We start from the raw sequence: 25791 nt of genomic DNA on the forward strand, positions 1-25791 counted from the left end.
TTAGTCCTTCTGGAGGGCCGTGATGGTTACGGCGTTGGGGGTTGTCTGGTGGACTGCAGGGACAGTGGAGCCCGGCAGCGAAGCAGCAGCGGCACCATGTGCCACGGCCTGACGAAGGCAGTCCTGGGCGGAACCGCCTTGGGTAGCAGCCAGCAAGTAGCCGGCCAGTGCAGAATCCCCGGCGCCCACCGTGCTGACGGCTTGGATGGGGGGATGGGTGGCAAGCCACGCCCCATCAGCCGTCACCAGGATTGCGCCCTTGGATCCGAGTGTTGCCAGAACGGCGCCCACACCGCTTTCGACGACGGCGGCAGCAGCTTGGGCGGCTTTTGCCGGGTCTGCTTCCAGTTCGTCAGCGGTTGAGACGATGGTGAAACCGGCAGCGGCAGCGAGCTCTGCGAGCTCTTCCGCGTTGGGCTTGAGGAGATCGGGTTTTCCTGCGGCATCGCCTTTCAAAGCTGCCGCAAGCGGAGCCCCGGAAGAGTCGATGGCGATGCCGGGGATTGCAGTTCCATCAGTGTTCGACCGGAGCCGACGAGCGATTGTGGCGTAGAAATCCGCGGGCACTCCTGGTGGGAGCGAGCCTGCGAGAACCACCCAGCTGGCGCCACGGGAGCGCTCCAGCAGCAGCCCGATCAGGGCTTCCTGCTGTTCGTCGCTCAGCTCCGGGCCGGGTTCGTTGATCTTGGTGGTGACGCCATCCGGTTCGGTGAGGGTGACGTTGCTGCGTAGGGCCTGACCGATAGGTAGGGCAGCGAAGGGCACGCCGGCGTCGTGCAGTCCGGAAAGTACCGGATCCGAGTCAGCGCCCGGAAGCACGGCGAGTGTTTCGAGGCCGGAAGCCACCAGGGCACGGGAAACGTTGACGCCCTTTCCGCCCGACTCCTGGTGGACGGCGACAGCACGCTGTACCTCGCCGCGGGCCAGCGGTGCCGGAAGTTCGACCGTGCGGTCCAGGCTTGGATTGGCGGTCAGTGTGACGATCATGCGATCACCACGTCGACGCCGGCTTCGGCCAGCGCTGCGCTGAGTTCAGCGGAGGGTTCACTGTCTGTAATCAAAGTGTCAACATCCTTCAGGGTGGCGAACTGGACCAATGTCTCGGCGTCCAGCTTGGAAGAATCGGCCAATGCCACAACGCGGCGGGCTGACTTGACGAAGGCGGCTTTTACCGCGGCTTCTTCAGGATCGGGCGTGCTCAGCCCGAAGACGGAGTGGATGCCGTTTGCGCCGACGAAGGCGATGTCCGGACGAAGCTTGTAGGCGGCCTCCACCGTGGACTGTCCGACGGCGGCTTGGGTCAGCCCGCGGACGCGGCCACCCAGGATTTGGAGGGCAATGCCGGCTGTGGAGGAGAGCTTGCCCGCGATGGGAATGGCGTGGGTGATGACCACGAGCTCTTCGTTGCCGTTGCCTGCGGGTGTCCGCTGGGCGAGCAGGTCTGCGAGGGTCTCGGTTGTGGAGCCGGCGTCCAGCAGGATGCTGCCGGTGGTGAGTTCCGGAATCAGGGCGAGTGCGGCAGCTGCGATGCGGTGTTTCTCGGACTGGCGCTGGATGGCACGCTCCAGGATGCTTTCCTCGCGGGTGCTCAAGCGGTCCGAAGGAACGGCCCCACCATGAACGCGGCGCAGGCTCCCCGAAACTTCGAGAGCTGCGAGATCACGGCGGATGGTCTCAGTGGTGATGCTGAAACGGTCGGCGAGGTCAGTGACGCTCACCCGTCCGCGCTCGGCGACGAGTGCGGAGATCAGTTGTTGGCGCTCTTCAGCGAACACTTACCCTCCATTGCGGTAAAACCATTTATCAGTGCAGCCGCATCAGGTGACTGCTGTCACAACGATGTGGAATTGCTTGACTCTATCTTTGTTTGTGTTGGTAAGTCAATAGAAACCAACATAAACAAAGATCGCATTTGGTGGGCTGTTCGGCTGGGCTGCTCGGCGGGTACGTGGCTTTCAGGGCACGCCAAAGGGCATGCCACACTCCCTGTAGTGCGACATGCCCTTCCTTCGGATCCTGACTGGGGGATTTGCCGGGATCCGGTCTATGGGGTTGGAAACCTTCTAAAGAGGCGGTTGTCCAGATGGCTGTCCGGGCGGTTGTCCAGTATCTGGCCGCGCCGGTGGAGACGGCACTGTTGGCCCCGGCGTCGGGTCCGGTACCGGGGGAGGCCCTGGCTCCGGCAGGGGAACCGGTTCGGGTGTGGGCCCCGGCTCCCTGGTGGGATCGGGATGCGAACGGTCCGGCGGGAAGTCACTCAAGGTCAAGCGCCCCGTAGGTGGGTGGCGCGCCGATGAAGTTCGCGCCTGACGCTTGGGGAGTACCTGCTGGTGTCCCACCCGGAGGCCGTGTAGTCGATCGGAAGATTGTCCGGGTCCGGTGGATCCGGAATCTTGTGCTTTCCAACCGGCCTGCGATCAGTCCCGGTAACTGGAGACTCGTCCTTCTTTGAATCGGTCTGCATGTTTTCCCTTCCTGTTCCTCTACCTCTGGCAAAACTGGTTTCGTTGCTCATGGCGCGTGATCACTTGATCTAGTCCGGGATTTCCATGCGGAAGCCACAGGGGCAGCCGAGGATGCGGGTATTGATGATGACCTCGTACATGCGTAGTTGGCCCCCAGGTTTCAGGACAAGCGGGGCCTGGATCCGCCGCAGCTCGCAACTACTGGTCCTCATGGGTTCCCCACAATGCAAGTACTGGCCCCCGAACTGCAGTATTCCCTGGGAAACCCCGGGGCGGTTCAGGACGACGGCCACCCTTTGTACCGTGGCGGTCTGGTCGTAGGAGTAATTGCAGGCGTGGCATTCGTAGGCCACATCTACCGTGTTGGGGGAGGGAGGATAGTGCGATTGGATCGAATCCACCACCAAATGTTGGTCAGTATTGCAGCGTGTACACCACAGGGGTTCGTCTGGTTGGTGGGCTTCGTCGGGAACTCTGGACTCGGGCTGGGCCGACATGGGATTTACCTCTGCATTGTTAATGCGGGGTGCCCGTCTGCATGAGCTGTAAAGCCTGTCCGGCAAAGCGGACTCTAGCTAGATTGTGCACATAGGTGCACGGCAGATGCAAGGATTCTGGAGCTTGTTCTTCCGGGAGTGACGAGTTGGCTCCGGACGATCGTAAACTGAATCATGGACGAAATGCACGTTGATTTTGCGGTGCCGGACGATGTCCCAGCGCCGCCGGATACTGTCCCATCGCTTGACGATGTTTCGGTGCCTGAACAACTCCAGGACTTGGTGATAGACAGCGATGATGTAGCGGGATTCCTGCATGATCTTGCCGTCTTCTCCGCGGCCTCCGTTTCCGAAGCCGTAGGCCTGGACGTCCTGTGCGGCATCACTTTGAGCAGGCGACGCCGCACTGCAACCGTGGCCGGAAGTACCCATGAAGCGAGGCTGATCGATGAAGTTCAGCAAGCTTACGGTGACGGCCCGTGCCTGGAGGCCATGCGTAGCCACACCACAGTGCATGTGCCCGACACTTCCACCGAGGAAAGGTGGTCCGAGTACTGCACTGTTATCGCCGAGCGTGGGCACCTTTCGGCCCTCTGTGTCCCGTTGGAGTTGGATGAGGGGGCAACGGCAGCCCTGAACTTCTTTGCCCCGAATGCCAATGTCTACGACGACGAGACAATCCGGAATTGTGAGTTGTACGCCAGCCAGGCCGAGCGTTCCCTGAGGTTGGCCGTGAGGATTGGCATCAAGCAGCAGCATGCTGATGACCTTCAGGCAGCAATGCAGTCCAGGACAGTGATTGACTTGGCCTGCGGCATCATCATGGGCCAAAACCGCTGTAGCCAGGATGAGGCGTTCAGGATCCTCACCAAGGCTTCCAACGGTCGCAACCAAAAACTCAGGGACGTGGCTGAACAGCTCATCAAGGCTGTGGCGGACGAAGCTCCCGTGGCCCACTTTGAGCCCTAGGAGGAGTGGGTCCGGACCCACACCGGACCTTGCACACTTGTGACGCCCGCCACTAATGAACTACATTCATAGGTGGGTTAAGCAGATAGCCCTTGGAGCCTCATGACCTGAAGCCATCCAAGATGGTACAAGAACTGCACCTTAAGCTGTGGCCACAATCGGCCGGCTCGCCGCGTGCATCCATGCAGGCCTCCTCGAGGAGCAATCAGCTTCTCCCGACGCGATTCAATATGTTGTCGGAACCCACCTCGCGGTGGATACGTGCATAAAGGAGAATGGCAATGACGCTTGGATCCCCAATTCCCGCCCCTAAACCCATGGTTGGGGCGAAACCCGCAACTTTTGACACCGCCACACGGCCTTGGTGCACAGTTTGCGATACTGATTCGTACATTTTTGTTGAGACCGTTGTAGAAGCAGAACCGAACCAGTCCGAAATCGTTGAAGTCAGCTACACCTGCAGTGAGTGCGATACGTTTTACGCCCACCCCGTGCCCCTGGCCGAACTAGTACCGGAGATCCAAACCGAATTCCTGTCTACGTCCGCAGCCGGCCTATGGTTCAGCTGCACGCATTGCGGCGAGCCCATGACGTTGGGACGCCCCTCCGAGAGCATCATCGAGCCACCCAGGAGCACTGACGACCTGGGCGGCCCGAGCCTGTTCGAGGTCTACCTGCAAACGCAGGTGCTCCATTGCCGCTGCGGTTTCCAGATGGAGGTTCCGCGCCACGTCGGCTAACCGCAGCCTCTAATTTCATTACTGCGGGGAGGGGTGGCTATGCGCACGTTTGGCGTCGAGGAAGAGTTGCTGATCGCAGATCCCGTTGACGGGATGCCGCTTCCGTTTGCCGCGGGCATTCTTGACATAGCTGCCCAACCCCACATGAACACGGCAAGCTATCCGGACGCCGGTGAATCCCTCAAATCCGAGTTCAAACAGGAACAGATTGAGGTCAATTCCCGGCCGTGCCGGACGGCGGGGGAGCTTCGCGACGAGATCCGCCTTGGGCGGGCGTTGGCCGACTCGGCTGCACGGACCTTGGGGGCCCGGGTGGCCGCTTTGGCTACGCCCCCCGAGTTCCACGCGACCCCCACCTTGGGCAACCAGCGCTACGCAACCATGGGAACCGAGTTCGGCCTCATTTCGCGCGAGCAGCTCACGTGCGGATTCCATGTCCACGTGGCGATCGAATCGCCGGATGAAGGTGCGGGCGTCCTGGACAGGATGCGCCAGTGGCTGCCGGTTCTCCTTGCATTGAGCGCGAATTCCCCGTTTTGGATGGGCTCCGATACAGGCTTCGCCAGTTACCGGACCCAGATTTGGAACAGATGGCCCACGGCCGGGCCCATGGATGTCTTCGGTTCGGCAGAAGGGTACCGTGAAGTGCTCGCGAACCTCCTGGGCACGGGCGTCCCCTTGGATGAGGGCATGATCTACTTCGATGCCCGTCTTTCCAGAGGACATCCCACGGTTGAGCTCCGCATCGCGGACGTCTGCCTGTACGCCGAAGACGCCCTCACCATCGCGGTGATTGCCCGGGCTTTGGTGGAGACTGCGGCGACACAATGGCGGAAGGGGGAGCCGCCGTCGGACGCTTTGACCAGCCTGTTGCGCATGGCCAACTGGCGGTCCAGCCGCTTTGGCATCAACGATCAACTGATTCACCCGTTGGACCACCGGCCCTATCCTGCCGCCGATGTGGCGGGGGCATTGTTGCGGCACGTGCGCGGGGCGTTGACTAAATCCGGGGACCTGGCACTCGCACGATCCGGTGTGGCGAAGATCCTGCGTCGCGGCACGGGTGAACGTCTTCAACGTCAGGCTTACAACCGGCGGCTTAGGCTCTCCGATGTAGTTTCTGCTGCCATCGCATCGACGCATGAGTACGGTGAACGCTCAAGCGCTGGGCTGTTGAGCCACTAACTCTGGACTGCGTATTGCGGAAAGCACGACGGCGGCAGGCGCCCCTTGTAAGTGCGCGGGTGACCTGCCGTCGTCGTACTGATGCTTGGGCGTTAGCCCTGGTTGATGCGGATCATGTTCCCGGACGGATCGCGGAAGGCGCAGTCGCGCGGACCCCACGGCTGAACAATCGGCTCCTGGAGGACTTCGGCGCCCGAGGCCCGCAGCTTTTCAAACGTGGCGTCGAGATCGTCCGTGTTGAAGACGAGCATGGGCATGACGCCCTTGGTGAGCAGCTCCTGGATAGCGTCGCCATCAGCCTGCGAGCGGCCGGCGTGCGGAGGGGACAGAACGAGCTCCAGGTCCGGCTGGGCATCGCTGCCGAGGGTAACCCAGCGCTGGCCGTCCGAGCCGACGTCGTTCCGGACTTCCAGGCCGAGGGCGTCGCGGTAGAAGGCGAGCGACTCATCGACATCGTTGACGGTGACGTGTGCGTACTTCAATGAAATGTTCATGTCTCACACGCTATTGCAGCTGTGAGGCGGGCGCTTCTTCAATCCTGCTCAGGTTCTTATTGCCGTTCCTTTCAGGGCGCGTTTGCTGCTTCGCGATGCAGGTGGGCATCGCCTTTACGGCATGGTGCTCGCGTGAGCGGTATTCGCTGGGCGTCACGCCGACGATCTCCGTGAAGCGGGAACTGAAGGAACCCAGGGATGTACAGCCCACCTCCATGCAAGCATCAGTAACGCTGGTTCCCGCCCGCAGCAGGGCCATGGCCCGTTCGATACGCCGGGTCATGAGGTAGTTGTAGGGCGATTCACCGTACGCGGCCTTGAACTGGCGGGAGAAATGCGCGGGGGACATGAGGGCGCCGGCTGCCATGGTGGGCACATCCAAAGGCCGCGCGTACTCACGATCGATGAAATCGCGGGCGCGCCGCAGATGGGCCAGGTTGGCCAGTTCCTGCGGTGTCATGGGGCCAGTCTACTAGGCTCGTCCCATGGATTCAGTGGTCTGGTCGAAGCCCGAAAACCAGCGCGGGGGCACCCCGTTGTTGGTGATGATGCATGGCTACGGCACCAGCGAGCAGCGTATGGTGGACCTGTTTCCGTCTCTTCCCGCGGAATTCACCTGTGCGGCCCTTCGCGGCCCGAAGGAAATCGGCGACCACTACGGTTGGTTCCTCCTGGACTACTTCCTGACGAACGACTTCGCCGATGTCATCACTTCCACCAACTCCGTTTTCAACTGGATCAACACCGTGAAGGAGAACCACAGCAGCGTCAGCCTGCTCGGCTACTCGCAGGGAATGGCCATGGCCAGCACGCTCCTGCGGCTGCGGCCCCACGCTTTCAAGGCAACTGTTGGGTTGTCCGGCTTTGTCCTGGACAACGACCTCCTGGCGCTCAGCGAATCCTTTGATTCACCTCCGCCCTTCTTTTGGGGCCGGGACAAGGCAGACCCGGTGATCAATGAAGACGCGATCGCCCACACCGAAGAGTGGCTGGAAGCGAACGTAGCCCTGACGGCGCGCACCTATCCGGGAATGGGGCACAGGATCGAGCCTCCGGAGCTTGTGGATGTCAGCGCGTTCCTCCGGTACTACGTCTTGAACGGGAACTGACGGTCTTGAACGGGCGCTGACGGTGTTGAACGGGCGCTGAAGGTGTTGCACGGGCACTGACGCGCTGGAGCAGGCTCCGGATTAGACGGCATCAGCCCCTGAGAATCAACCTTTGCGTGAGATTCGCGTCACAAATTCGCATTCGGCCACACACTATTGAATGACAAAATTGTAAGCGCTTACACTTTTGGCTTGCGGCCGCCCCAATGTGGGAGTTCCCCCGGGGCGCAGTGCCGTTCTCCCAACGTGTCATCGAGTATGGAAAGGGTTGAGGCCGTGTTGCATGGTTAGGACTCACAGGGTGACAATCCAGGACGTTGCAGTCCTCTCCGGATTGTCCATTTGTACGGTGTCCAGGGCTCTGAGGAATCTCCCCAACGTTTCCGAAAAGGCCCAACGGCAAGTGGCGGAAGCCGCAAACAAGCTGGGCTACAAGGCCTCGGCAGCAGCATCAAGACTGGCCGGTGGCAGCACGGGTTCCGTGGCCATCATCGCCCCCACCGCAACAGCCTGGTTCTTCGCGCAGGCCGTGGAAGCGGCAGAAGAGGTCTTCGGCGACAGCGGCTATGACACCGTCCTGATCAGCCTTCGCAACAAGACCAGCGTCCGGAAGCAAGTATTCGGCGATCTTGAACGGTTGGCGCAAAGGGTGGACGGGCTGCTGCTGCTCAATGTTGACCTCGACCCGGAGGAAGTGGAAGCCTTGGAAGCTTCCGGGCTGCCAGTCGCCAGCGTGGGCATGCGGAATGTTCCGTGGGACAATGTTGGTATCGATGACGAGCACGCAGCTTGGCAGGCCACCCAACACCTGCTGGGGCTGGGCCATTGGGACTTGGCCGTTCTCTCGAGCAATGAACACTCCGTTGCGACTGAGACCCCGCGGTTCCACGGCTTCAGGCGTGCACTGGATGAACACCACCTCACCGTCCACCCGGACCTTGTGGTGGCTGCTGGGCCAAGCATCGACGACGGCCGCCGGGCAATGACCGAACTCATCACCCGCGGCGCACGGCCCACTGCAGTGTTCGCCCATTGTGATGAAGCAGCGTTCGGCGCGCTGATGGCCTTGCGGGAGCATGGCCTGTCCGTGCCCAAAAACGTTTCCGTGATCGGAATCGATGACCACCCCATGAGCTGGTTCCTTGGACTGAGCACTGTGGCGCAACCCGTTGCCGACCAAGGTGCCTTCGCGGCGAACCTGCTGTGCGAACGACTTTTGAATACAGAACCCCCCAACCCACCCTCCAATCACCTGCTCGATACCAAGCTCATCGAACGCAAAACCACGCGCCACAAGCGCTGAACGGAACTATGCACATGACTGATCTTCGTAATGCCTGGACTGGCGCTTCGGCGCTCTTGTTCGACCTCGACGGCGTGCTGACGCCCACTGCCGTGGTGCACGAGCAGGCCTGGCAGGAGCTGTTCGACTCCTACCTCGCCGATGCCGGGCACCCGCAGGGATACCAGGAAAGCGACTACTTCGATCACATCGATGGCAAGCCACGCTTCGACGGCGTCCGGGACTTCCTGACCTCGCGGGGCATCACGCTGCCGGAAGGCCCCCTGGATGACGCCCCCACGAACGAAACCGTGCAGGGCCTGGGAAACCGCAAGAACGCAATCTTCAACGAGATCGTGGACACCCGCGGTGTCGATCCCTTCCCCGGCTCGGTCAAGTTCATCAACGCCGCGCTCGAGCTGGGACTCAAGGTCGCCGTCGTGTCCTCCTCACGGAACGCACCCGCCGTACTGAAGGCAGCCGGACTCGATCACCACTTCACGGTGGTCGTCGATGGCCAGGTAGCCGCCGCCGTCGGACTTCCCGGCAAGCCGGATCCGGCCACGTTCACTTACGCGGCGTCCCTGCTGGACGTCCCCACCCAGGAATGCATCGTGGTGGAAGACGCCGTTTCCGGCGTGCAGGCCGGCAGTGCCGGCAACTTCCAGGCCGTCATCGGCGTGGACCGCGGCGCTGGCCGCCAAACACTGCTCGACGCCGGCGCCACGCTGGTGGTCGACGACCTCAACGATCTTCTCTGACCCTACTTTTCGAAGGACCTCTTTAGCCCATGGCACCCATCAGCTCTGATCGGCTGCGCTTTCCCTGCGAGCCTTGGAAGCTCGTGGAAAGTATCCACGTCCCCGGTGACGAGGGAACCCTGGAAACGCTGTTCGCCCTTGGCAACGGCCACCTTGGCGTCCGTGGCGCCCATTCCACGCGTGGCGACGGCGAACTTCCCGGCACGTTCATCAACGGCTTCCACGAGATCTGGGACATCAAGCACGCCGAGAATGCCTACGGCTTTGCGCGTACCGGCCAGCGGATTGTGTACGTCCCGGACGCCAATAACTTCACGGTATCAATCGATGGCGAGGCTCTGAGCCTGGCCGAATCCACGGTGCTGGACTACCACCGGAGTGTGGACTTCTCCACAGGCGTCTATGAGGAAACCACCACGTGGGCTTGCCGCTCGGGCGCTACGGTCACCACGGTGGAGCGCCGCGCTGTCGGGTTCGATTCGCGCGGATGTCTTGGCCTGGAACTGTCTGTGAGCGCTGACCGCGACGTGTCCGCGGACATCGTTTCCGGCGTCGTAAACCGCCAGGACCAGCCTGTGGAGGACCACTCCGTCCACGATCCCCGTCGATCCGGTCGTCACGCCGGCCGTGTCCTGCTGCCGCTGCACCTCCAGGGCGCAGATGGCTCCTTGCGCCTGGCATGGGAGACCTCCGAATCCCGCCAGCGCATCGCCATGGCCGTGGATCACTGGATCTCCGCCGAAGGCCAGCCCTTCGAGACTGTCGTGGCAGAGGACGAATCATCCGTCCGCTATGTCCTGGCCATCAACAGCGGCGAAGCGTTCCGTCTGGAGAAAACGGTCAGCTACGTCGTGGCCGGGCGCACCCTGACGGACGATGACGACGGCGGCGAGAGCCTGGCGGCGGACGCCGAGGCAAACCTGGTACCGTTCTCCGAAATCCTCGCGCAGAGCCAGGCCCACTACAGCCAGTACTGGACCACCGCTGATGTGGCCATCGGCGGGCAGCCCGAACTCCAGCAAGCCGTGCGGTGGGCCCTCTTCCAGCTCGCACAGGCAACAGCCCGCGCCGGTGTCGCCGGCATTCCGGCTAAGGGCGTCAGCGGTTCCGGGTATGAGGGCCACTACTTCTGGGACCAAGAGGTCTACCTCCTCCCATATCTGACGTACACCAACCCCGACGGTGCCCGGAAAGTGCTCGAATCACGGCACGCCATGCTTCCGGACGCGCGTGTACGCGCCAAGGAGCTCAGCGTGGACGGAGCCCTGTTCCCATGGCGCACCATCAATGGGTTGGAAGCCAGTGCCTACTACGCGGCCGGAACAGCCCAGTTCCACATCGCAGCGGCCATCGCGTTTGCGGCCAACCGCTACGAGTGGGCCAGCGGCGACGCCAGCTTCCGTTCCCACATTGGTGCCGACCTGCTGATTGAGACGGCACGCATGTGGGTCTCCCTGGGCTTCTTCGGCAAGGATGGCCTCTTCCACATTCACGGCGTCACCGGGCCGGATGAATACACGGCCGTGGTCAACGACAACCTCTACACCAACGTCATGGCCCGGTTTAACCTCCGTGCCGCGGCTGCCTTGGAACACGAAGGCATCGCTGACACGGAACGTTTGGTGTGGCGCCAAGCTGCTGAGCGCATGTCCCTGCCCTACGATCCCCACCTGGAGGTCTTTAGCCAGGACAACGACTTCATGACCTTGGAGCCGTGGGATTGGAATACGCCCAAGTCCAAGTACCCTCTCCTGCTGAACTTCCACCCTTTGGTGATCTACCGGCACCAGGTCCTTAAGCAGGCCGATACCGTGCTGGCTATGTTCCTCCAGTGGCAGGACTTCTCAGCCGAGGAAAAGCAGCGTGCCTTCGACTTCTACGATCCCATCACCACCGGCGACTCCACCCTGTCCGCCTGCGTGCAGGGCATCATGGCTGCCGAAGTTGGGTATGGCGACGTTGCGCTGAAGCACTTCACCGAAGCGTTGTTCATTGATTTGGACAACTCACACGGCAATACGATCGATGGCGTCCACATCGCCTCCACCGGCGGAATTTGGAGCTCGTTGGTCTGCGGTTTCGCCGGAATGCGTGATCAGGGCGAGGTACTGCGCTTCGATCCGCGGCTGCCCGTGGAGTGGGAAGGCCTCTACTTCCGGCTCAAGGTCCGTGGTCGTTTGCTGTCTGTGGAACTCGTTCAGGGATCCATCGCGCTGGCGCTCGTTACAGGTTCGGGTTACAGCGATGAACCACTGCTGGTTCGGGTTCGGGATCACGACGTCACCGTCACCGCGGAGACCATCACGGTGCCGCTGGATACGGTACCCGTCCCGCCGCCGTCGATCTTTCCCAGCGTCTTCCCGACGGCAGGATTGCCGATCGTTCGGGCATAGACCGATAGTTCGGGCGTAGACCGGCACGGCTCTTTGGACTGGTTGCAGCATTAGCGGTTGTTCCCCGCCGTGGGAACAACCGCTAATGCGTCTCAGTGTGGCGAGGGAAACGTAGACGTGTGGTCCTCAATGAGGCCACTCGCTGCGATCTCCCTCAGCGTGTAAATGGCCTTGGCTGCTGCGCCTTTGTCCCTATAGGTGACGGTGAGCGCGAGTTCGATCCCGTCATCATCGACGAGGCGGACCCTGCAGTCGCCGCCAGTGGCGTCAACGACTTCGAAATGCCCCGCCACTAAGCGGCGCCCCGCTGCATTGCCTCTGCCGGATCTGTATCGGCCGCCTGTGTGTCGGTCGCATGCTGATCACTAAGTGAACGACGCCGATCCAACTCGTTGTTGATGAGCTCCAGGAGCGCTTGTGCCGGCTGGGACAAGTGATGGGTATCAGCAGAGCCCAGCTGATCGCAATGGATGAGGACGTGGCGGATGCGCTCAAGCTCGCGGGATGGAACCAAAGGCCACCGATGAAACAGCTGCCGTACGGCTATCGCCCCGAGGAGGGCGTCGGGTTTGTTGGTCGCGACATGGTGTCCTGCTGCTCTTCTTCGAGCGACAGCAGCCGCGGAAGATACGCCTCCATGTGCGAGGAGGATCTCGGATTTGAGGGAGTTGGGGGCCATGCGGACCTCCCGAATAGATCGAGGGAAGCCGGCTGCGTGACTTTCAATCAAGCTTACAGAATGTGAGTTATGTCATGTCAATGATTACGTGATCTGCAATAGTGGCAGGATGATCAACCAGCAACGGCTCTGGGACGAGGAAGCCGCCACCCAGTACGACACCCCAGGGAAGGAATGTTCTCCCCTGAGGTGCTTGGCCCCACGGTGGAGGTCCTCTCGGAACTAGCAGGAGACGGTCCCGCGGTCGAGTTCGCCATTGGTACGGGCAGGGTGGCCATCCCCCTCTCGGAGGCGGGCGTCCGGGTCAGCGGCATCGAACTGTCCCACGCGATGATCGCCCGATTACGGGAGAAAGTGGGCGAGGACCGGATTCCAGTGGTTCAGGGCGATATGACCCTGGCACGGGTGGGCACCAACTTCTCGCTTGCCTACCTGGTGTTCAACACCATTGCCAATCTGCTGACCCAGGACGAGCAGATCCGCTGCTTCCAGAATGCGGCCAGCCATCTTGCGCCTGGCGGAAGGTTCGTCATTGAGCTCTGGGTGCCGCAGCTTCGCTCGCTCCCACCAGGACACGGGGGAACAGTGGAAGTAAGCGAGCCCGGGTACATCCTGGTGGACAGTTATGACGTGCTCCAGCAGCATGTCATTTCGCACCATGTGCGATTCGGTCCGGAACTGTCCGACGGACGGGCCGCACGCATCGACCGGACACCACACCGATACATATGGCCGAGCGAGCTGGACCTCATGGCGCGGATAGCCGGGTTTGAGCTTGAGTCCCGATGGGCGGATTGGGACCGCAGCGAATTCACCGCCGATTCACACAGCCACGTATCTGTGTACCGGCTGACGGAACTCTAAGCCTCCGGTTGGGGTTGTTAGGCTGGAACGCATGAATCGCCGCCTTGCAACATTGTCCGCCGTCCCCCTGTTTCTCCTCCTCGCCGGCTGCGGCTCCGTGGAGGAAGCCGCCGGGAATGCGGCCAGCGAAGCAGCCTCAAAGGTGGCCACTGCTGCTGCCGAGGAAGTCAACAAACAAATTTGTGCTGTGGTCCAGGACGGATTGGTGAGTGTTGAGGACAAGCAGGTACTCGGTGGGCTGGTCACTGCTGCCCGCACGGCCGGTGTTCCCGCCGAAATCACGACCCCGCTGAACCAGATTGCTGAGGCTGGCGACGACGTCCCGGCTGAGTCGGTCCAGGCATAAATGAAGCTTGTTCGGCGTAGCCCTCGTGCCGCATCCGCCCTGATATCAGTTCGAACTGGTGCGGTGCAGCAAGACGTTCTCCAGCAGCATCCCAGCCATGGAAAAGTGGGTAGCAGGCGAAGTTGGTGACCATGACGCTGTTGCCGGCGCCTCTGCCTGCAACGGTGAAGACGGTGCCGGTGAAGACGGCGACGGTGAAGTTGCTGGAGAGCGAGTGTGGCCGGGCAGGGGTGGGGCTTTGGATTGGTAGGCGTGTCCGGTGGGTGTGTTGATTTCCAGTTGGTGACGCCCGCCGGGGATTGTTTTTGTGTTCCAGCCGGGGTTTTCTTTGGTGTGGTTGCAGGCTTCGCAGAGCCCGGCGCCGTTGGCAAGGCTGGTGGTGCCGCCGTTGTGCCAGGGAATGACGTGGTCGGTGTGGCGGATGGGCGCATCGCAGTAGGGGGTGCGGCAGGTGTCGTCCCGGGTTTCGATGAAGCGTCTCATCCCGGGTGGGAAGAGCCGCGCTCTGGAGTCCATGGCCAGCAGTTCACCACTGGCGGGTGCGGTGTAGAGCCGGCGGAGCAAGACGTTGAAGTCCGGGCTCACGTCAGCTTGCCCGTCGACGCCCGCTTTCGCTTCTTGCCCAGCTTGTCCTCCGGTGATGAGGGTTCTGGCCCACCCGGCGGGGACTATTCCGTAGCCTTGGAGGCGTGCTGGTTCGCTGTTGCCTTGGAAGAGGGTCCGGTCGGTCATCACGAGGTTGAGGTTGACGCCCGTGATCCCGCCGGGTGTGCCGGTGAGGCGTTCGACGAGGGTGTCGGCCATGACCTGTCCGCGGTTCCGGGTGTCCCCGCCGGAGCGGGCCGAGCCGGCGGGGCGGGTGAGCGCTGCGTAAGCGGCGACGCCCTGGGCAACGGGGAGCAGTGCGGTGAGGATGGTCATGGTGTCCGGGGCCGGGCGGAGGCTGACGTGCCGTTCGGACGCGGCATGGGCTGCGCGCTGGGTGACGGAGCGGGGATCGCGCCGGTAGGCTGCGGATCGTGCGGCGGCGATGATGGTTTTGTCTCCGGCGCCGTCGAAGGTTCCGGTGTCGGGGGCGAGTTCCTCATCAACCGCGGCCCGGTCTTCGACGGAGAGGCAGGCTGTTTCCTTCACGAGCAGGGTGGCACGCCATTCGTTCAGTTGCCCGGTTTCCAGGGCCGCCATGGTCCGGGGCATTTCCGAGACCAGGGCCTTGGCCAGACCGAGGAGCCGGGACCCCCTGTTGGGTGACTCACGCCGGGCCAACGCGATCTGCGCCCCAACACCCTGGCCCTGCTCCGAGGCTGGCACACCGGCGGTGGCTTGTTCACGGCGCTGCCCAAGATCAAACGCCACAGCGATCTTGGCCTGCAGGGCCGTGATCGCTGACTTCACGTCCTCCAGCCCGCGAATCTGATCGATCAACTCGCTGCTGCCTGCGCCAACCCGGAAAGAGCCGACTCCGGCAAGCAACGCCCCAACATCGAACCCACGGGAGCCCGAGCCCTTAGAGCCAGCGGTCAAAGGATCAGAAACGGGCACAGCGGAAACCGACATAGCTGCTTGGCTCTCTCGGTTCCGCTCCATACCCCTACTCTTCCAGCCGGCAGAAGCGTTAGGACGGGCCAACCTGCCTATGTGGAAAACCTCGGATGGCTCGTGTGCGGCGTGCAACCCATGCCTCCCTGTGGTCACCCAGCACCGTGAATTAGGATCAGATACTAGGGAAACAAGCTTCACGCTTACCGAAGGATCATGGGATGGACGCAAACGGCCACGCTAAGGGCTATTGGTACGGCAAGGACCCTGGACAGAAAGCCCATGCCGTTGACGTCCTCAATGCCCTCCGGGATTATCGTGTCTCGGAACAGGCCATGCGTCGAAGGACCCGCTCGGCCATGGGTATGGGTGAAAAGGACCTCTTGGCCTTGCGGTACCTTTTCGAAGCGGAAGCCGCGGGCAAGGTGATGAAGCCCAAGGACCTGGGCGATCGCTTGGGCATAACGTCGGCGTCAATGACTACGCTGATCGATCGTTTAGTGGATTCCGGCCACATTCGGCGGGAACCGCATCCCACGGATCGTCGGGCCTTGATTCTGCGGCCTACTGCCGGTTCGGATCAGGAAGTCCGGCACACGCTGGGCGGAATGCATCGCCGGATTTTGGACGTTGCCAGCGCCCTGGGCCCAGAAGAAGCGCGGGTGGTGATGAACTTCCTGCAAAACATGCGCGAGGCTTTGGACACGATCGACGAAGACCCAGTTGACGAAAAGGACGCGGGACTTAGCCCCTCATGACCTCAGGCTGCCGCGAGGAGATCATTCCGGCGCGTTTGGCACTGGACGTGCCTGGCGCAGGATGTGACAGTCAAGCTTGTGCTCCGAGCCCCAGGGCTTGAACCTCGGTGAGCTGTGGAAATTGCAGTGCCAGCCATGGGCTGAAGACAGCAGGAGTCCTCTCCAGGGCTTCTGCAACGAGTCCCGGCATCATCCATGCGTAGTCGGCGACTTCGAATGGATTTGGCCTGAGCGGTCCAAGGATCCGGGCCACATAGACCGGACAAATCTCATTCTCGACGATGCCTGAAGAGTCCACAGCGCGGTAACGGAAGCCGGGGAGGACTAGTTCGATCCGCCCGACGTCCGCTCCCAATTCGAAGCGGGCGCGCCGGAGAACCGCATCCTCAGGGTCCTCGCCGGGAGCTGGATGCCCGCAAAAGCTGTTGGTCCAGACACCTGGCCATGTCTTCTTCTCGGGGGAGCGACGTGTTAGGAGGAGCTCCCCGAGGCCGTTGAGTATGTAGCAGGAAAATGCCAGATGCAGCGGGGTGTCCTGGGTGTGAACCCCCGCCTTGGGGGCTTCGCCGATGGGCCTGCCGGCGTCGTCGAGAAGGACGACCATTTCTGTCGCGTTCACTACACGCCTTCCCTTGGCGCCTTAACTTCAACATTGCTAGATAAGCTAGCTAGAAGCTTAGCATGTGAAGTTAGGCTATCCCAGGCTTATATCCACCAGGTCAGAGAGTTGCTGGTCGCCCTGTAAGCGCGGCAGCGCGGCAGCGCGGCACATGGGTCTGGGCAGCGCCTCAGGACTGCCCGCTGATCGTCAGCGTAATGAGCACTATGTTCAGGCCCACGATCAAGGTGGCACTCGTCCAGCCTGCTATCTTCAATGGCTTGGAGTCCACATGGATACCCATGACCTCGCGCTTGCCCGTGAGTCTGATGAGTGGGATCAGCGCGAACGGAATTCCGAAGCTGAGCAGCACTTGGCTCAACACCAGTGCCAGCGTGGGCTCAACACCTGCTCCCAGGATGATCAATGCTGGAATCAGGGTGATTACACGACGGGTCAGCAAGGGGATGCGTACCTTGAGAAGGCCGCCCATGATGGTCGCACCCGCATAGCAGCCCACCGACGTCGACGCTAGGCCGGAGGCCAGCAGGCCAATCGCGAAGATGACGCCGATAGCCGGACCAAGTGCCGACGTAACGGCCGCGTGGGCACCGGCAATCGTATCCGTTCCCTCAATGCCCCTCAGGCTGGATGCAGCCAGCAAGAGCATCGAAATGTTCACCACGCCAGCAAGCAAAAGGGCGCCCGCAACGTCAAAGCGGGTAGCGCGGATCAGCCGTGTCCGCACAGCCGGGTTCTCGGAGAAGCCGTGCCGGTCCCTCGCCAAGGCCGAGTGTAGATAGATCGCGTGTGGCATCACGGTGGCGCCGAGCATACTTGCTGCCAACAGAACCGTATCCGTGCCCTCAAAGCGGGGCAGCAAACCGCCCAGTGCGCTTCCGGCGTCCGGTGGGTTGACGAACAAGCCGGACACAAAACCTACTGCGATGATTCCCAGTAATACCAGGATCGCGTACTCAAAGGAGCGCTGTCCGCGGCGGGATTGCAGCGCCAACAGCATCATTGAAGCGAGGCCGACGATGAGGCCGCCAGCCAGTAGTGGAAGCCCGAACAAGAGATTGAGGGCAACCGCACCGCCAATCACCTCTGCCATGTCCGTGGCGCCGGCAACGATCTCGGCCTGCGCCCAGTAGAGGCGCCGGCGCTTGGTTCCAAGCCGCTTGCCGAGAATCTCCGGAAGGCTCAGGCCGGTTGCCAGGCCGAGTTTCGCTGATTGGTACTGCACAAGGACTGCCATGGCGTTGGCTGCAACCAGCACCCACACCAGCAAGTATCCGTAGTTTGCTCCGGCTGTCAGATTTGCGGCCACATTGCCGGGGTCGACATAGGCGATCGCCGCCACGAATGCAGGGCCGAGCAGGAGCAGGCGCGACCATACCTTTGCTGGTGCTGGTCGTCTTTGCAGGGTGGGGGCGGCCATTGTTGTATCCTCGTCATCGCGGAAGTCTGTTTCGAGGATAACCGAAAGTTAGGCATACCGAAAAGTAGTTCTTAGGCATTCCTTTTCGGAGCTGCTCCAGTCATGGTTCAACGAGCGCCTCCAGCGCGTCATTCAGTACAGGAAGATGGGCAACCAGTCACGGTTGTGCGCATGGACTAAGGCCAGGAACAGGACGAAATCGAAGAGCAGATGAACTGACACAACGTATGTGAAGGACTTCGTCAGCTTGAACGTATAGCCCTGCAGCAGCGCGAACGGGAAGGTGAGCAGGGGACCCCAGGCCTGGTAGCCGATCTCCCACAGGAAGGACGAGAAGACCACGGCTTGCAGGAGGTTGGCCAGCCAGTCGGGGAAGTGTTGCCGCAAAAGCGTGAACGTGGTGCAGATGAAGAACAGCTCGTCCCAAATACCCACTGAGTTCACTCCGAGGAAGAGACGCCAGAAGATGCTCGGATCGGAGGCGTCCGGCCAATTGTGGTAGACGCCGGTCCGGATCAGGTAGGCCGGCAGGATGAAGTACCCAAGCGCTACAACGCCCACCAGGTATAGTTTCGCGGCGAGCGGCCATGGTCGGCCCGTGTTGACCGGAAATTTGATGATCTTTTCGTCGTACAGGTAGCGGGATACAAGCCACGGAACCAGCACGGCCAAAGCCAAGGCGCCACCCATGAGTGCCATGTGTTCGATGCTGAGATCCGCGTTCAGGGGTACCAGGCTGATGGTGACCATTCCGGCAGCTACCAACGCGAGGTGCCGCATCAAGCCGTGGTCGATAAACGCAGCGGTGACAATGCTGGCCGCGAGGAATGCGTAACCGAGAAAATCATTGCCCAGGGCGAAAATCGGCACCCCGGACAGGGAGAGCAGCCCCGCTGGCAAAAGCTTCCAGGTGAGCGCGGTCCGGGATTCCGTGGAAATCGACATCACACCTCTAGCATCCCAGTGCTGGCTGCCACACGACACGGTTTTCCTATACTGCCTCAGGCCCCTAACTGGAACGGGGAAATTCTCTGTAAGATTCGTGGCAGGGCCCATGCTTTTCCGGGTCAGGTCATGTCTGGCTTAGCCAGCGGGGGATACTCATAAAGGAATATTCAATGGCTCAAGAAGCGGGCTCTTTTCCACCGGGCGGCGGTGCTGACCACCCATCAGCGGAGGGCGTCGAGGCGTCCACCTTTGCCCAGGACATGACCATGCGCGAACAGGTGATGGACATCATCGATGCCATCCTCGCTGATTCTGATCCCAAGAGTGAAGGGGCCAGGAACAAACTTCGCCAGCTCATCGAGGCTCGTCCGGATGATCCCGAGGGCGCTTTGCTGGAGCATCTGCTGGAAACGCGGAAGGCCTCGGCCGCAGAGCCGGCGGTTCCGGTTCGGCAGGAGGATTCCAGTGTCCACCTTGAGTCCTCCGATGCAGCGCGCACGGTGACAGTTCCCGTCAGCCGGGAGGTTCGGGAAGACATCCAGGCAATACTCGCGGACAAGCTTTTGTTGACGGCCTTCCAGCCGGTCCACGCGCTGCCTGACGGCAACGTTGTGGGCGTCGAAGCGTTGACCCGGTTTGTCGGTGAGGACGGCGCGGGCGCGGATGTGTGGTTCCGCGAGGCCGCGGAAGCAGGCCTGGGCACTGAATTGGAGATCGCAGCCCTCCACTGCGCGCTGACTGCGGCCAAAGACGTCCCCCACGACATGTATGTTGCCTTGAACCTCACTCCGGCGACGTCCCGTGACCCGAGGGTGCGGAACCTGCTTGCTGCTGCATCGCTGGCCCCGGACCGGATCATCGTTGAACTAACCGGCAGCCTGGAAGCCTTGGAAGGCCAAACGCGCGACGACGGACTCGGCCAGCTGCGCTCGCTCGGCTTGCGTGTTGCTGTCAGCGCTTCCGGGGCAGGTTTCGTTTCCATGGACCTTTTGAGCGAGCTGAGCCCGGACATCATCAAACTTGATCGCCATCTCATTGAAGGCATCGAAGGCAGCGAGGGACAACGGATCCGGGCCAAGGCCGTGGTCGAGCTCGCCCGGGAAGTTGGAGCTGCGGTGGTTGCGGAGGGCATCGAAACTCCCGCGGAACTCAAGGAAGTCACGGCGTTAAAAGTGACTGCCGCCCAGGGATATTTGCTCGGACGCCCCTCGGTTCACCCCTTGGACTGGTCCGCCTGGAGCATTCGCGCGCAAGCCGAGGCCCAGCCGACGGGCTAGTTTCCCAGGGGTTCTGTTTCACTGTGCGGAACCGTTCCCACGTACGTGCCCGGCGGCATTTCGGCGCCAAAAACAGGCCCGGGATCCGGCCGCTTGGGGTGCCGGTTGTCATCGGCCAGCCTTTGCGTGAGACGTTGAAGAACCCAGGGAACCAGGTGTTCCCGTGCCCAGACGATGTCGTCCGCCCTCGCCTCCCGCCAGCTGCGTGGAGGCAGGGCCTTGGGGATCATCGGCTCCAAGGTATGCGGGACATTGAGGGTATCCAGCACCATCATGGCGATGGTGTGCTGGCCTAGTGGGGAGAAATGCAACCGGTCCCGATCCCACATCTGAGGGTTGGTGAGCTGGCGCAGCGACCAGAGGTCTGCGATCACGGCGTCATGGCGGGCAGCGATGATGCGCATGTTTTCGTTGAAGATGGCTACCTTGCCACGGGTATGTCCGAGCACCGGCGTCGCACCCCAGTCCGGGCCCGCGAACAGCAGGATTGTTGCGCCGGTGGCGGCCAGAACCTTCACGCCGGCATCGAGTTCCAGTGCGAGTTTGTCGGGATCGCTCCTGTGGAACAGCAGGTCATTTCCCCCGGCATTGAGCGTGATGAGATCCGGCCGCAGGTCAAGGGCCGGGCCTACTTGCTCCGTCAGGATCTGGTGGAGCAACAGTCCTCGCACTGCCAGGTTGGCATAGGCGAAGTCCTCGTGGCCGGCGCTCAGTTCTTCCGCAACCCTGTCAGCCCAGCCCCGCAGTCCGCCGGGGCTGCCCGGCTCCGGATCGCCTACCCCTTCGGTGAAAGAATCGCCCATCGCCACGTAGCGGCTCCACGGGTGCAGGCTGGTCCCGAATGCGGCGGGACCACCCTGCGCCGGGCCATCGGCGCTGGAGGCGTTCATTCCCCCATATTGCGCTCTCCCACGGCGCAATGCCATGGCTTTGATGTGTCAACTGGGGCGGAACGGCGCCGGAGATGATGCACGACGGCGGTACGCACCCATGACACGTACCTCGCGGAAGGCGCGTACCGCCGTCGTTGTTTCAGAAGCGGATGTGGACTGCGAAGCTGTCCTCAGGGTGGCCGGTGTAACGTGACGCGGCGTTGCGGGCAGCGGCCGGTATATCGATGAAGCTCCGGGCTGTAGCGGTGAGCCCCGGGTAGTCGTCGAATGCCAGCGTCAACCGGCCGTCAGCAGCGTGTTTGATGTGCACCGTGATGACTGTTTTTGGCGTCTCCGGCGGAAGGCCGGCTGTGGTGAGCGAGTAGTAGGGCGTGGTTCTTCCGCGGATATCGGCAGGAACGTTGGCCCGGATGGATCCTTCTTCCTCCAGTTCGGAGAGGCGGGCCTTGACGGTATCTTTGCAGGCTGTGACGCCGTGGGTGATGTCTGATACTTTGCTTGCGCCATTGCGAGCAAGGTAGTTGAGGATTTGGCTTCTGGTGAGTTGGGTTCGGGTCTTGCTGGTGGTTCGGGTTGGGGCTTTGATGGAAGTCGTTGTCATGGCCGTGTCCAAGCGGTCGACTTTTTTGTCATCATTTCCTATGGTTGGGCACCCAGTGGGGCGCAATGAGACGGGGCGGATTCGTCGTTGAATCCATCCGAATGGTGTGGTGGGCTGTGTTGTCCGATCGCGGGCTTTAGGGCGCCGAAACCGGTAGGACAGCCCCAAGCGATCCTTCTACGCCATGAAGGTGCCGCATCATGGCGATCCCGGCATCCTCAGCCGAGCCGTTTTCGATGGCTTCGAAAATGGCCGCGTGCTCAAGTCCGGATTCCTTCCTCCGGTCCACTACCTGGTTCAAGGTGCTGGACTGATTGGCCATGGCCTCATCGATATCGGAAAGCATCGATGCGAAGACGCCATTGCCACTGCTGCGGGCGATGATCGCGTGGAACTCGGAATTGAGGATGACCCACTGTTCCAGATCGTCTTCTTTATCCATGGCCAGCAGGATTTCCCGCAGTGATTCGACATCCTGCTGGCTGCGGTGTTCCGCGGCCAAGCTGGCGGCCGGCACTTCAATGTGAGGCCGTGCCTGCAGGAGTTCGCGTGCCGAGTACTTGCCCAGTTTCAGGTCCTGGCCAACTTTGTCGGCGATGACGAAAGTGCCCTTGCCCGTCCGGGTTACGGTCAGGCCCAAGGCATTTGAAGACTTCAGGGCCTCGCGCACCATGGTCCTGCTGACGCCGAACTGCTGCGCCAACGTGGCTTCCGAATCCAGGCGCGAACCTACTGGAAGACTGCCGTCTTCAATGGCAGCCCTCAGGGTGGCAAGCACTGCCTCGGCGGCACCGACCCTTACGACTTTGGTTTGTCCAGCAGTCCAGCTGTCCAACAGGCTGATCATGGAATGAATATGGCATGGCTCACAGAGTGGGGCAACTTGTTACGCGGGAGTTGCGCCGCTTGACGGGTCTGAAGTGCTGCTTGACGGGGCTCCATTTGGGTACGGTATCTCCATGGCGGCATCCGAGAAGCGCGATAAGCCCGGCTCCACACTGCTGACCGTTGCCATTGCGTTTGCGGCGAACGCCCTCGTTGCGGCGGCCAAATCGCTGGCTGCCATCATCACCGGATCTGCTTCCATGACCGCCGAAGCCGCGCATTCCTGGGCGGACACCGGCAACCAGGTATTCCTCTTCGTAGCGGAACGGCGCTCCCGGCGCCCTAGGGACTACAGCCATCCGATGGGTTATGGCCGGGAAGCGTATGTCTGGTCCATGTTTGCCGCTTTCGGACTCTTCACCGCTGGCGCAGTGGTGTCCATAATGCATGGCATCCAGCAGATCATCACGCCAGAGCCGGCTTCGGACTTCCTGGTGGCATACGTGGTGCTGGCCGTGGCCTTTGTCCTGGAAGGAGTCTCCTTTGTCCAGGCCTTCCGCCAGACCAGGAAGATGGCCCAACAGCTGGAACGGAACACCCTGAAGCAGGTCCTGATCAGCTCTGATCCCACCTTGCGCGCCGTGTTCGCAGAGGATGCTGCTGCACTGATCGGCTTGGTGGTTGCATTTGCCGGCGTGTTCCTGCACCAGATCACGGGTTCGGCTGTGCCGGACGCCGTGGGCTCGATCGTCGTCGGTGTTCTGCTGGCGGTTGTTGCCGTTGTGCTGATCGACCGCAACCGGCGCTTCCTGGTGGGCCAAGGTGTAACGCCGGACATTGAACGTTCCATTGCCCGGCGTGTGCTCGAACACAGGGACATTGCCCGGCTCACCTACCTCCACGTGGAGTTTGTCGGCCCGCGCAAGCTTTACGTCGTGGCCGCCGTCGACCTGCAGGGTGACCACCCGGAACACCAAGTAGCAGTTGCCTTGCGCCGGATCGAGCGTGAGCTGGAGGACCATGAAACCGTGGAGGAGGCCGTGCTGACGCTGGCTACTCCGGATGAAACAGCCTGGTCTGGGGCGTAGCTTCTGGCCAGTGCCTTTGCTACTGGCCACTGCCCATCAGCCGCTGCATCTGCTCGCCTGTTTGCTCCCAAGCGCCGGTGTGTAGACCACGATGTGGAGATCGGGCCTATCTGACGGCGAGACCTGGTGGTGCTCCAGTTGCAGCACGCCCACTGCCGGGTGATGGAAAAGCTGCCAGTGGAGTCTTCCAGACGCGGGCGTTGCGGCCCGCGTCTGATTCAACTGAAAGCTAGGGCAACTTTACGAAGCTGCCGAGACTCTCCCACGTATGCATCTCGTTGTTGAGGACCGTTGTAGCGTTACCGGAACCTTTAGCTTCTCTGAGACCGTACTGGTATCCGGTTATGAAATATTCGTGCAGTTTTCCATCACTGGAAGACTGCGGTAGGAGGAGCGCAATGTATTCTTTGCCCACCTCAACATCGATGTCGTCCGTGATCTTTGCTTGAACATACTTCGTGTCGCTTGGCTTCTCGCCGTGATTCAAGCCGAGTATCTTGTCCTTTTGCGCCTGATTGAGGCTGCTCCAGTAATCATCGTAGGTTACGGTTCCGCCGACTCGGGAATATGTTACCTGAGCACCTGGCTTGAGGTCACCTCTATAAACTTCGCGAATCGTCATCTTGCCAACAGTCTGCGGGAAGACGCTTTGGTTTGAGACAGGACTGAATGTGCGCCCGCCATCGATGGATTCGATATAAACTCGCGCTACGATCGGATATTTATTATATCCGTAAAATGGATCCCGTGGATCCCAGAGGAAATCAATGTCCGACCCCGCCTCCTGAATTTGGTCAAGCGGGATATTGGCATATGCATCATTCGGTTTTATCGATGCAGTCACTCCAGACTGCTGATTTAGTTCTTGCTCGCGCTTCGGTACTTCGGATGCGCAAGACGTGAGGCCGATCATTAACGCTAGCCCAGCAGACGCCAACGATAGTCTTAACTTGTTCATTAGGTAGTTCTTCCCCTTTGACTGTGGATGACAACTAGCAGAATCCGAAGCATCAGTTATTGCCGAACCTGCCATTGCGGAGGATCCTGGCTTTCCTAGTACAGGCTGTTGACAGCGTCGTTATCAATAGCTGCAACTCTTTGTACAGTTCTTCCATACGCCGTCTGGCACATAATGCTGAAAGGGTTGCCGTTGTAATGGGCAAGCCCGAAGGCGTGGCCTATCTCATGAACGGTTGTCCCAATGGCTGCCTCATTCGACGTACTCGATGAAGCGTAGACATTGTTGTTTATGTGCACTTCTGCATACGTCCAGTTCGATGAAGAAGGGTTGACGGTTCCTCCGGTGCTGGAGAAGAAGCTTGTCCGTGCCAACGTGATCATTCCGCCGCCGAAGTACGCGTCGTTATTTTGGTGGAAATCGAGGGTGGAACCAAGGTTGCTGGTGACGAAGTGGATGTAGACCGGATTATTCCATCCTGGATACATCCAATTATTCGTCGCACTTGAAATAGCCCATTCCCAGTTGCCAACGCCCGATCCGTAGTTTAACCATGCGCCGATACTTCCAACACCGTTTTGGTATCGATGCCCGAAGATTGGTGTCGCCGCATGGGCGCTGGTCGCCGGCGCGATGGCCAAGAGTGCCGTGATAACAACTGCTATAAAGGACCTTTTCAGTGGTGTAGTCATAATTGCCTCTCATGGGTTATCCATGCGGGATGTGTTCTATGGAGTGCCGGATTGATCAATGACCTGTTAGCGCATCACATTTCCGCACACGTCTTCCAGAGAAAGATCGCCATGAGTTATTACTGATGAGGATGTGGAGCTTGGATTGAGGCAAGCGTCCCCTCGCTGTCCTCGAGCCGGAGATGCCGGTCGTGGGATTAGTCTCAAGGGTTTGTGTGATTATTGTCAATACCTAGATGAGTTTATTAATTAACAGCTTCTGTGACGCGGTATGCCGATTAGTGAGATGCTCATAAAGCGGCAAATATTTAGTGGATTCTGCGTCACGTTCTGATTATTAGACACACTTAATAGGTAGCAACGCGTGTTGCAACATCGACGAAGCGCCA

At 60.9% G+C, this 25791-nt stretch carries 29 protein-coding genes and 1 pseudogene; 12 read left to right on the plus strand and 18 right to left on the minus strand.

Going from position 1 to position 25791, the window contains the following annotated elements; genetic code table 11:
- The 4 genes from AB4Z15_RS04940 to AB4Z15_RS04955 all read right to left on the minus strand — a co-directional run bounded on the left by AB4Z15_RS04940 (window position 1) and on the right by AB4Z15_RS04955 (window position 2866).
- Complete coding sequence (locus tag AB4Z15_RS04940; protein WP_442016340.1) at window positions 1-987, minus strand: 1-phosphofructokinase family hexose kinase; 987 nt, start codon at window positions 985-987, stop codon at window positions 1-3.
- Window positions 984-1775 carry a DeoR/GlpR family DNA-binding transcription regulator gene (locus tag AB4Z15_RS04945; protein ID WP_442016341.1) on the minus strand — a complete coding sequence of 264 codons (792 nt, stop codon included), beginning with the start codon at window positions 1773-1775 and terminating at the stop codon, window positions 984-986. Before AB4Z15_RS04945 ends, AB4Z15_RS04940 begins: the two co-directional genes overlap by 4 nt.
- A gap of 488 nt (window positions 1776-2263) precedes the next feature.
- Window positions 2264-2464 carry a hypothetical protein gene (locus tag AB4Z15_RS04950; RefSeq protein ID WP_442016342.1) on the minus strand — a complete coding sequence of 67 codons (201 nt, stop codon included), beginning with the start codon at window positions 2462-2464 and terminating at the stop codon, window positions 2264-2266.
- A gap of 69 nt (window positions 2465-2533) precedes the next feature.
- Complete coding sequence (locus AB4Z15_RS04955) at window positions 2534-2866, minus strand: hypothetical protein (RefSeq protein ID WP_442016343.1); 333 nt, start codon at window positions 2864-2866, stop codon at window positions 2534-2536.
- A gap of 270 nt (window positions 2867-3136) precedes the next feature.
- Here AB4Z15_RS04955 and AB4Z15_RS04960 point away from each other — a divergent pair, with 270 nt between their 5' ends.
- The 3 genes from AB4Z15_RS04960 to AB4Z15_RS04970 all read left to right on the plus strand — a co-directional run bounded on the left by AB4Z15_RS04960 (window position 3137) and on the right by AB4Z15_RS04970 (window position 5856).
- Entirely contained in the window at window positions 3137-3931 is a 795-nt protein-coding gene (locus tag AB4Z15_RS04960; protein ID WP_442016344.1) for a GAF and ANTAR domain-containing protein, read from the plus strand.
- A 281-nt stretch (window positions 3932-4212) separates the two neighbouring features.
- The gene (locus AB4Z15_RS04965; protein ID WP_216922500.1) at window positions 4213-4671 is read left to right on the plus strand and encodes a hypothetical protein; all 459 of its coding nucleotides are present in this window, start codon (window positions 4213-4215) and stop codon (window positions 4669-4671) included.
- A 39-nt stretch (window positions 4672-4710) separates the two neighbouring features.
- Window positions 4711-5856: a glutamate--cysteine ligase 2 gene (locus AB4Z15_RS04970; RefSeq protein WP_442016345.1), complete on the plus strand. Its 1146-nt coding sequence runs from the start codon at window positions 4711-4713 to the stop codon at window positions 5854-5856.
- A 92-nt stretch (window positions 5857-5948) separates the two neighbouring features.
- Here AB4Z15_RS04970 and AB4Z15_RS04975 read toward each other — a convergent pair whose 3' ends face one another.
- Both AB4Z15_RS04975 and AB4Z15_RS04980 read right to left on the minus strand, forming a co-directional pair.
- On the minus strand, window positions 5949-6350 hold the full coding sequence (locus AB4Z15_RS04975) for a VOC family protein (protein WP_216922497.1): 402 nt from the start codon (window positions 6348-6350) through the stop codon (window positions 5949-5951).
- Between the two features lie 10 nt (window positions 6351-6360).
- On the minus strand, window positions 6361-6810 hold the full coding sequence (locus tag AB4Z15_RS04980) for a helix-turn-helix transcriptional regulator (protein WP_442002890.1): 450 nt from the start codon (window positions 6808-6810) through the stop codon (window positions 6361-6363).
- A 25-nt stretch (window positions 6811-6835) separates the two neighbouring features.
- Between AB4Z15_RS04980 and AB4Z15_RS04985 the strand changes: the two genes are divergently transcribed.
- The 4 genes from AB4Z15_RS04985 to AB4Z15_RS05000 all read left to right on the plus strand — a co-directional run bounded on the left by AB4Z15_RS04985 (window position 6836) and on the right by AB4Z15_RS05000 (window position 11895).
- The gene (locus tag AB4Z15_RS04985; protein WP_442016346.1) at window positions 6836-7459 is read left to right on the plus strand and encodes an alpha/beta hydrolase; all 624 of its coding nucleotides are present in this window, start codon (window positions 6836-6838) and stop codon (window positions 7457-7459) included.
- A gap of 301 nt (window positions 7460-7760) precedes the next feature.
- Window positions 7761-8762 (plus strand): LacI family DNA-binding transcriptional regulator, encoded by a 1002-nt coding sequence (locus tag AB4Z15_RS04990; RefSeq protein WP_442016347.1) that lies wholly within the window; start codon window positions 7761-7763, stop codon window positions 8760-8762.
- An 8-nt stretch (window positions 8763-8770) separates the two neighbouring features.
- Complete coding sequence (locus AB4Z15_RS04995; protein ID WP_442016348.1) at window positions 8771-9502, plus strand: HAD family hydrolase; 732 nt, start codon at window positions 8771-8773, stop codon at window positions 9500-9502.
- Between the two features lie 29 nt (window positions 9503-9531).
- A complete protein-coding gene (locus AB4Z15_RS05000; RefSeq protein WP_442016349.1) occupies window positions 9532-11895 on the plus strand; it encodes a glycoside hydrolase family 65 protein in 2364 nt (787 codons plus the stop codon).
- A 92-nt stretch (window positions 11896-11987) separates the two neighbouring features.
- Here AB4Z15_RS05000 and AB4Z15_RS05005 read toward each other — a convergent pair whose 3' ends face one another.
- A complete protein-coding gene (locus AB4Z15_RS05005) occupies window positions 11988-12188 on the minus strand; it encodes a YegP family protein (protein WP_442016350.1) in 201 nt (66 codons plus the stop codon).
- Window positions 12188-12574, minus strand: a complete 387-nt coding sequence (locus AB4Z15_RS05010) for a hypothetical protein (protein WP_442016351.1) — start codon at window positions 12572-12574, stop codon at window positions 12188-12190. Before AB4Z15_RS05010 ends, AB4Z15_RS05005 begins: the two co-directional genes overlap by 1 nt.
- 109 nt (window positions 12575-12683) lie before the next feature.
- Between AB4Z15_RS05010 and AB4Z15_RS05015 the strand changes: the two are divergent.
- Together AB4Z15_RS05015 and AB4Z15_RS05020 are read left to right on the plus strand one after the other, a co-directional pair.
- Window positions 12684-13438 (plus strand): annotated as a pseudogene (locus tag AB4Z15_RS05015) (class I SAM-dependent DNA methyltransferase).
- A 31-nt stretch (window positions 13439-13469) separates the two neighbouring features.
- Window positions 13470-13784 (plus strand): hypothetical protein, encoded by a 315-nt coding sequence (locus AB4Z15_RS05020; RefSeq protein ID WP_442016352.1) that lies wholly within the window; start codon window positions 13470-13472, stop codon window positions 13782-13784.
- A 45-nt stretch (window positions 13785-13829) separates the two neighbouring features.
- Here the strand turns inward: AB4Z15_RS05020 and AB4Z15_RS05025 are convergent, their stop codons facing one another.
- A complete protein-coding gene (locus AB4Z15_RS05025; protein WP_442016353.1) occupies window positions 13830-15371 on the minus strand; it encodes an HNH endonuclease in 1542 nt (513 codons plus the stop codon).
- 173 nt (window positions 15372-15544) lie between these two features.
- On the opposite strand from AB4Z15_RS05025, the gene AB4Z15_RS05030 reads away from it, so the two are divergent.
- Window positions 15545-16081, plus strand: a complete 537-nt coding sequence (locus AB4Z15_RS05030) for a MarR family winged helix-turn-helix transcriptional regulator (RefSeq protein WP_442016354.1) — start codon at window positions 15545-15547, stop codon at window positions 16079-16081.
- A gap of 70 nt (window positions 16082-16151) precedes the next feature.
- Here AB4Z15_RS05030 and idi read toward each other — a convergent pair whose 3' ends face one another.
- The 3 genes from idi to AB4Z15_RS05045 all read right to left on the minus strand — a co-directional run bounded on the left by idi (window position 16152) and on the right by AB4Z15_RS05045 (window position 19068).
- Window positions 16152-16700 carry an isopentenyl-diphosphate Delta-isomerase gene (gene idi / locus AB4Z15_RS05035; RefSeq protein ID WP_442016355.1) on the minus strand — a complete coding sequence of 183 codons (549 nt, stop codon included), beginning with the start codon at window positions 16698-16700 and terminating at the stop codon, window positions 16152-16154.
- Between the two features lie 169 nt (window positions 16701-16869).
- The gene (locus AB4Z15_RS05040; RefSeq protein ID WP_442016356.1) at window positions 16870-18120 is read right to left on the minus strand and encodes an Nramp family divalent metal transporter; all 1251 of its coding nucleotides are present in this window, start codon (window positions 18118-18120) and stop codon (window positions 16870-16872) included.
- A gap of 132 nt (window positions 18121-18252) precedes the next feature.
- Window positions 18253-19068, minus strand: coding sequence for a CPBP family intramembrane glutamic endopeptidase (locus tag AB4Z15_RS05045; protein WP_442016357.1), 816 nt, complete (start codon window positions 19066-19068; stop codon window positions 18253-18255).
- Between the two features lie 170 nt (window positions 19069-19238).
- On the opposite strand from AB4Z15_RS05045, the gene AB4Z15_RS05050 reads away from it, so the two are divergent.
- Window positions 19239-20345, plus strand: coding sequence for an EAL domain-containing protein (locus AB4Z15_RS05050; RefSeq protein ID WP_442016358.1), 1107 nt, complete (start codon window positions 19239-19241; stop codon window positions 20343-20345).
- Here AB4Z15_RS05050 and AB4Z15_RS05055 read toward each other — a convergent pair.
- From AB4Z15_RS05055 to AB4Z15_RS05065, 3 genes are all read right to left on the minus strand, one after another.
- Window positions 20342-21235 carry an SGNH/GDSL hydrolase family protein gene (locus tag AB4Z15_RS05055; RefSeq protein ID WP_442016359.1) on the minus strand — a complete coding sequence of 298 codons (894 nt, stop codon included), beginning with the start codon at window positions 21233-21235 and terminating at the stop codon, window positions 20342-20344. The two genes, AB4Z15_RS05050 and AB4Z15_RS05055, sit on opposite strands and share 4 nt — an antisense overlap.
- A gap of 142 nt (window positions 21236-21377) precedes the next feature.
- The gene (locus AB4Z15_RS05060) at window positions 21378-21839 is read right to left on the minus strand and encodes a hypothetical protein (protein ID WP_442016360.1); all 462 of its coding nucleotides are present in this window, start codon (window positions 21837-21839) and stop codon (window positions 21378-21380) included.
- 136 nt (window positions 21840-21975) lie between these two features.
- Window positions 21976-22683, minus strand: a complete 708-nt coding sequence (locus AB4Z15_RS05065; RefSeq protein WP_431120094.1) for a FadR/GntR family transcriptional regulator — start codon at window positions 22681-22683, stop codon at window positions 21976-21978.
- 115 nt (window positions 22684-22798) lie between these two features.
- Between AB4Z15_RS05065 and AB4Z15_RS05070 the strand changes: the two genes are divergently transcribed.
- A complete protein-coding gene (locus AB4Z15_RS05070; RefSeq protein ID WP_442016361.1) occupies window positions 22799-23752 on the plus strand; it encodes a cation diffusion facilitator family transporter in 954 nt (317 codons plus the stop codon).
- Between the two features lie 36 nt (window positions 23753-23788).
- Here AB4Z15_RS05070 and AB4Z15_RS05075 read toward each other — a convergent pair whose 3' ends face one another.
- The 3 genes from AB4Z15_RS05075 to AB4Z15_RS05085 form a co-directional block, all read right to left on the minus strand.
- The gene (locus AB4Z15_RS05075; protein WP_442016443.1) at window positions 23789-23905 is read right to left on the minus strand and encodes a hypothetical protein; all 117 of its coding nucleotides are present in this window, start codon (window positions 23903-23905) and stop codon (window positions 23789-23791) included.
- Between the two features lie 76 nt (window positions 23906-23981).
- Window positions 23982-24596 carry a hypothetical protein gene (locus AB4Z15_RS05080; protein ID WP_442016362.1) on the minus strand — a complete coding sequence of 205 codons (615 nt, stop codon included), beginning with the start codon at window positions 24594-24596 and terminating at the stop codon, window positions 23982-23984.
- 209 nt (window positions 24597-24805) lie between these two features.
- Window positions 24806-25402, minus strand: a complete 597-nt coding sequence (locus AB4Z15_RS05085) for a matrixin family metalloprotease (RefSeq protein WP_442016363.1) — start codon at window positions 25400-25402, stop codon at window positions 24806-24808.
- Window positions 25403-25791 lie beyond the last annotated feature (389 nt).

The organism is Paenarthrobacter sp. 2TAF44 (assembly GCF_052114885.1).
GTDB lineage: Bacteria > Actinomycetota > Actinomycetes > Actinomycetales > Micrococcaceae > Arthrobacter.

Excerpts from the sequence above, each read along its gene's own strand:
- AB4Z15_RS04940 (WP_442016340.1), bottom strand. The coding sequence starts at position 987 with ATGATCGTCACACTGACCGCCAATCCAAGCCTGGACCGCACGGTCGAA.
- AB4Z15_RS04950 (WP_442016342.1), bottom strand. The coding sequence starts at position 2,464 with ATGCAGACCGATTCAAAGAAGGACGAGTCTCCAGTTACCGGGACTGAT.
- AB4Z15_RS04960 (WP_442016344.1), top strand. The coding sequence starts at position 3,137 with ATGGACGAAATGCACGTTGATTTTGCGGTGCCGGACGATGTCCCAGCG.
- AB4Z15_RS04965 (WP_216922500.1), top strand. The coding sequence starts at position 4,213 with ATGACGCTTGGATCCCCAATTCCCGCCCCTAAACCCATGGTTGGGGCG.
- AB4Z15_RS04970 (WP_442016345.1), top strand. The coding sequence starts at position 4,711 with ATGCGCACGTTTGGCGTCGAGGAAGAGTTGCTGATCGCAGATCCCGTT.
- AB4Z15_RS04975 (WP_216922497.1), bottom strand. The coding sequence starts at position 6,350 with ATGAACATTTCATTGAAGTACGCACACGTCACCGTCAACGATGTCGAT.
- AB4Z15_RS04980 (WP_442002890.1), bottom strand. The coding sequence starts at position 6,810 with ATGACACCGCAGGAACTGGCCAACCTGGCCCATCTGCGGCGCGCCCGC.
- AB4Z15_RS04985 (WP_442016346.1), top strand. The coding sequence starts at position 6,836 with ATGGATTCAGTGGTCTGGTCGAAGCCCGAAAACCAGCGCGGGGGCACC.
- AB4Z15_RS04995 (WP_442016348.1), top strand. The coding sequence starts at position 8,771 with ATGCACATGACTGATCTTCGTAATGCCTGGACTGGCGCTTCGGCGCTC.
- AB4Z15_RS05000 (WP_442016349.1), top strand. The coding sequence starts at position 9,532 with ATGGCACCCATCAGCTCTGATCGGCTGCGCTTTCCCTGCGAGCCTTGG.
- AB4Z15_RS05010 (WP_442016351.1), bottom strand. The coding sequence starts at position 12,574 with ATGGCCCCCAACTCCCTCAAATCCGAGATCCTCCTCGCACATGGAGGC.
- AB4Z15_RS05020 (WP_442016352.1), top strand. The coding sequence starts at position 13,470 with ATGAATCGCCGCCTTGCAACATTGTCCGCCGTCCCCCTGTTTCTCCTC.
- AB4Z15_RS05025 (WP_442016353.1), bottom strand. The coding sequence starts at position 15,371 with ATGGAGCGGAACCGAGAGAGCCAAGCAGCTATGTCGGTTTCCGCTGTG.
- AB4Z15_RS05030 (WP_442016354.1), top strand. The coding sequence starts at position 15,545 with ATGGACGCAAACGGCCACGCTAAGGGCTATTGGTACGGCAAGGACCCT.
- AB4Z15_RS05040 (WP_442016356.1), bottom strand. The coding sequence starts at position 18,120 with ATGGCCGCCCCCACCCTGCAAAGACGACCAGCACCAGCAAAGGTATGG.
- AB4Z15_RS05050 (WP_442016358.1), top strand. The coding sequence starts at position 19,239 with ATGGCTCAAGAAGCGGGCTCTTTTCCACCGGGCGGCGGTGCTGACCAC.
- AB4Z15_RS05055 (WP_442016359.1), bottom strand. The coding sequence starts at position 21,235 with ATGAACGCCTCCAGCGCCGATGGCCCGGCGCAGGGTGGTCCCGCCGCA.
- AB4Z15_RS05060 (WP_442016360.1), bottom strand. The coding sequence starts at position 21,839 with ATGACAACGACTTCCATCAAAGCCCCAACCCGAACCACCAGCAAGACC.
- AB4Z15_RS05070 (WP_442016361.1), top strand. The coding sequence starts at position 22,799 with ATGGCGGCATCCGAGAAGCGCGATAAGCCCGGCTCCACACTGCTGACC.
- AB4Z15_RS05085 (WP_442016363.1), bottom strand. The coding sequence starts at position 25,402 with ATGACTACACCACTGAAAAGGTCCTTTATAGCAGTTGTTATCACGGCA.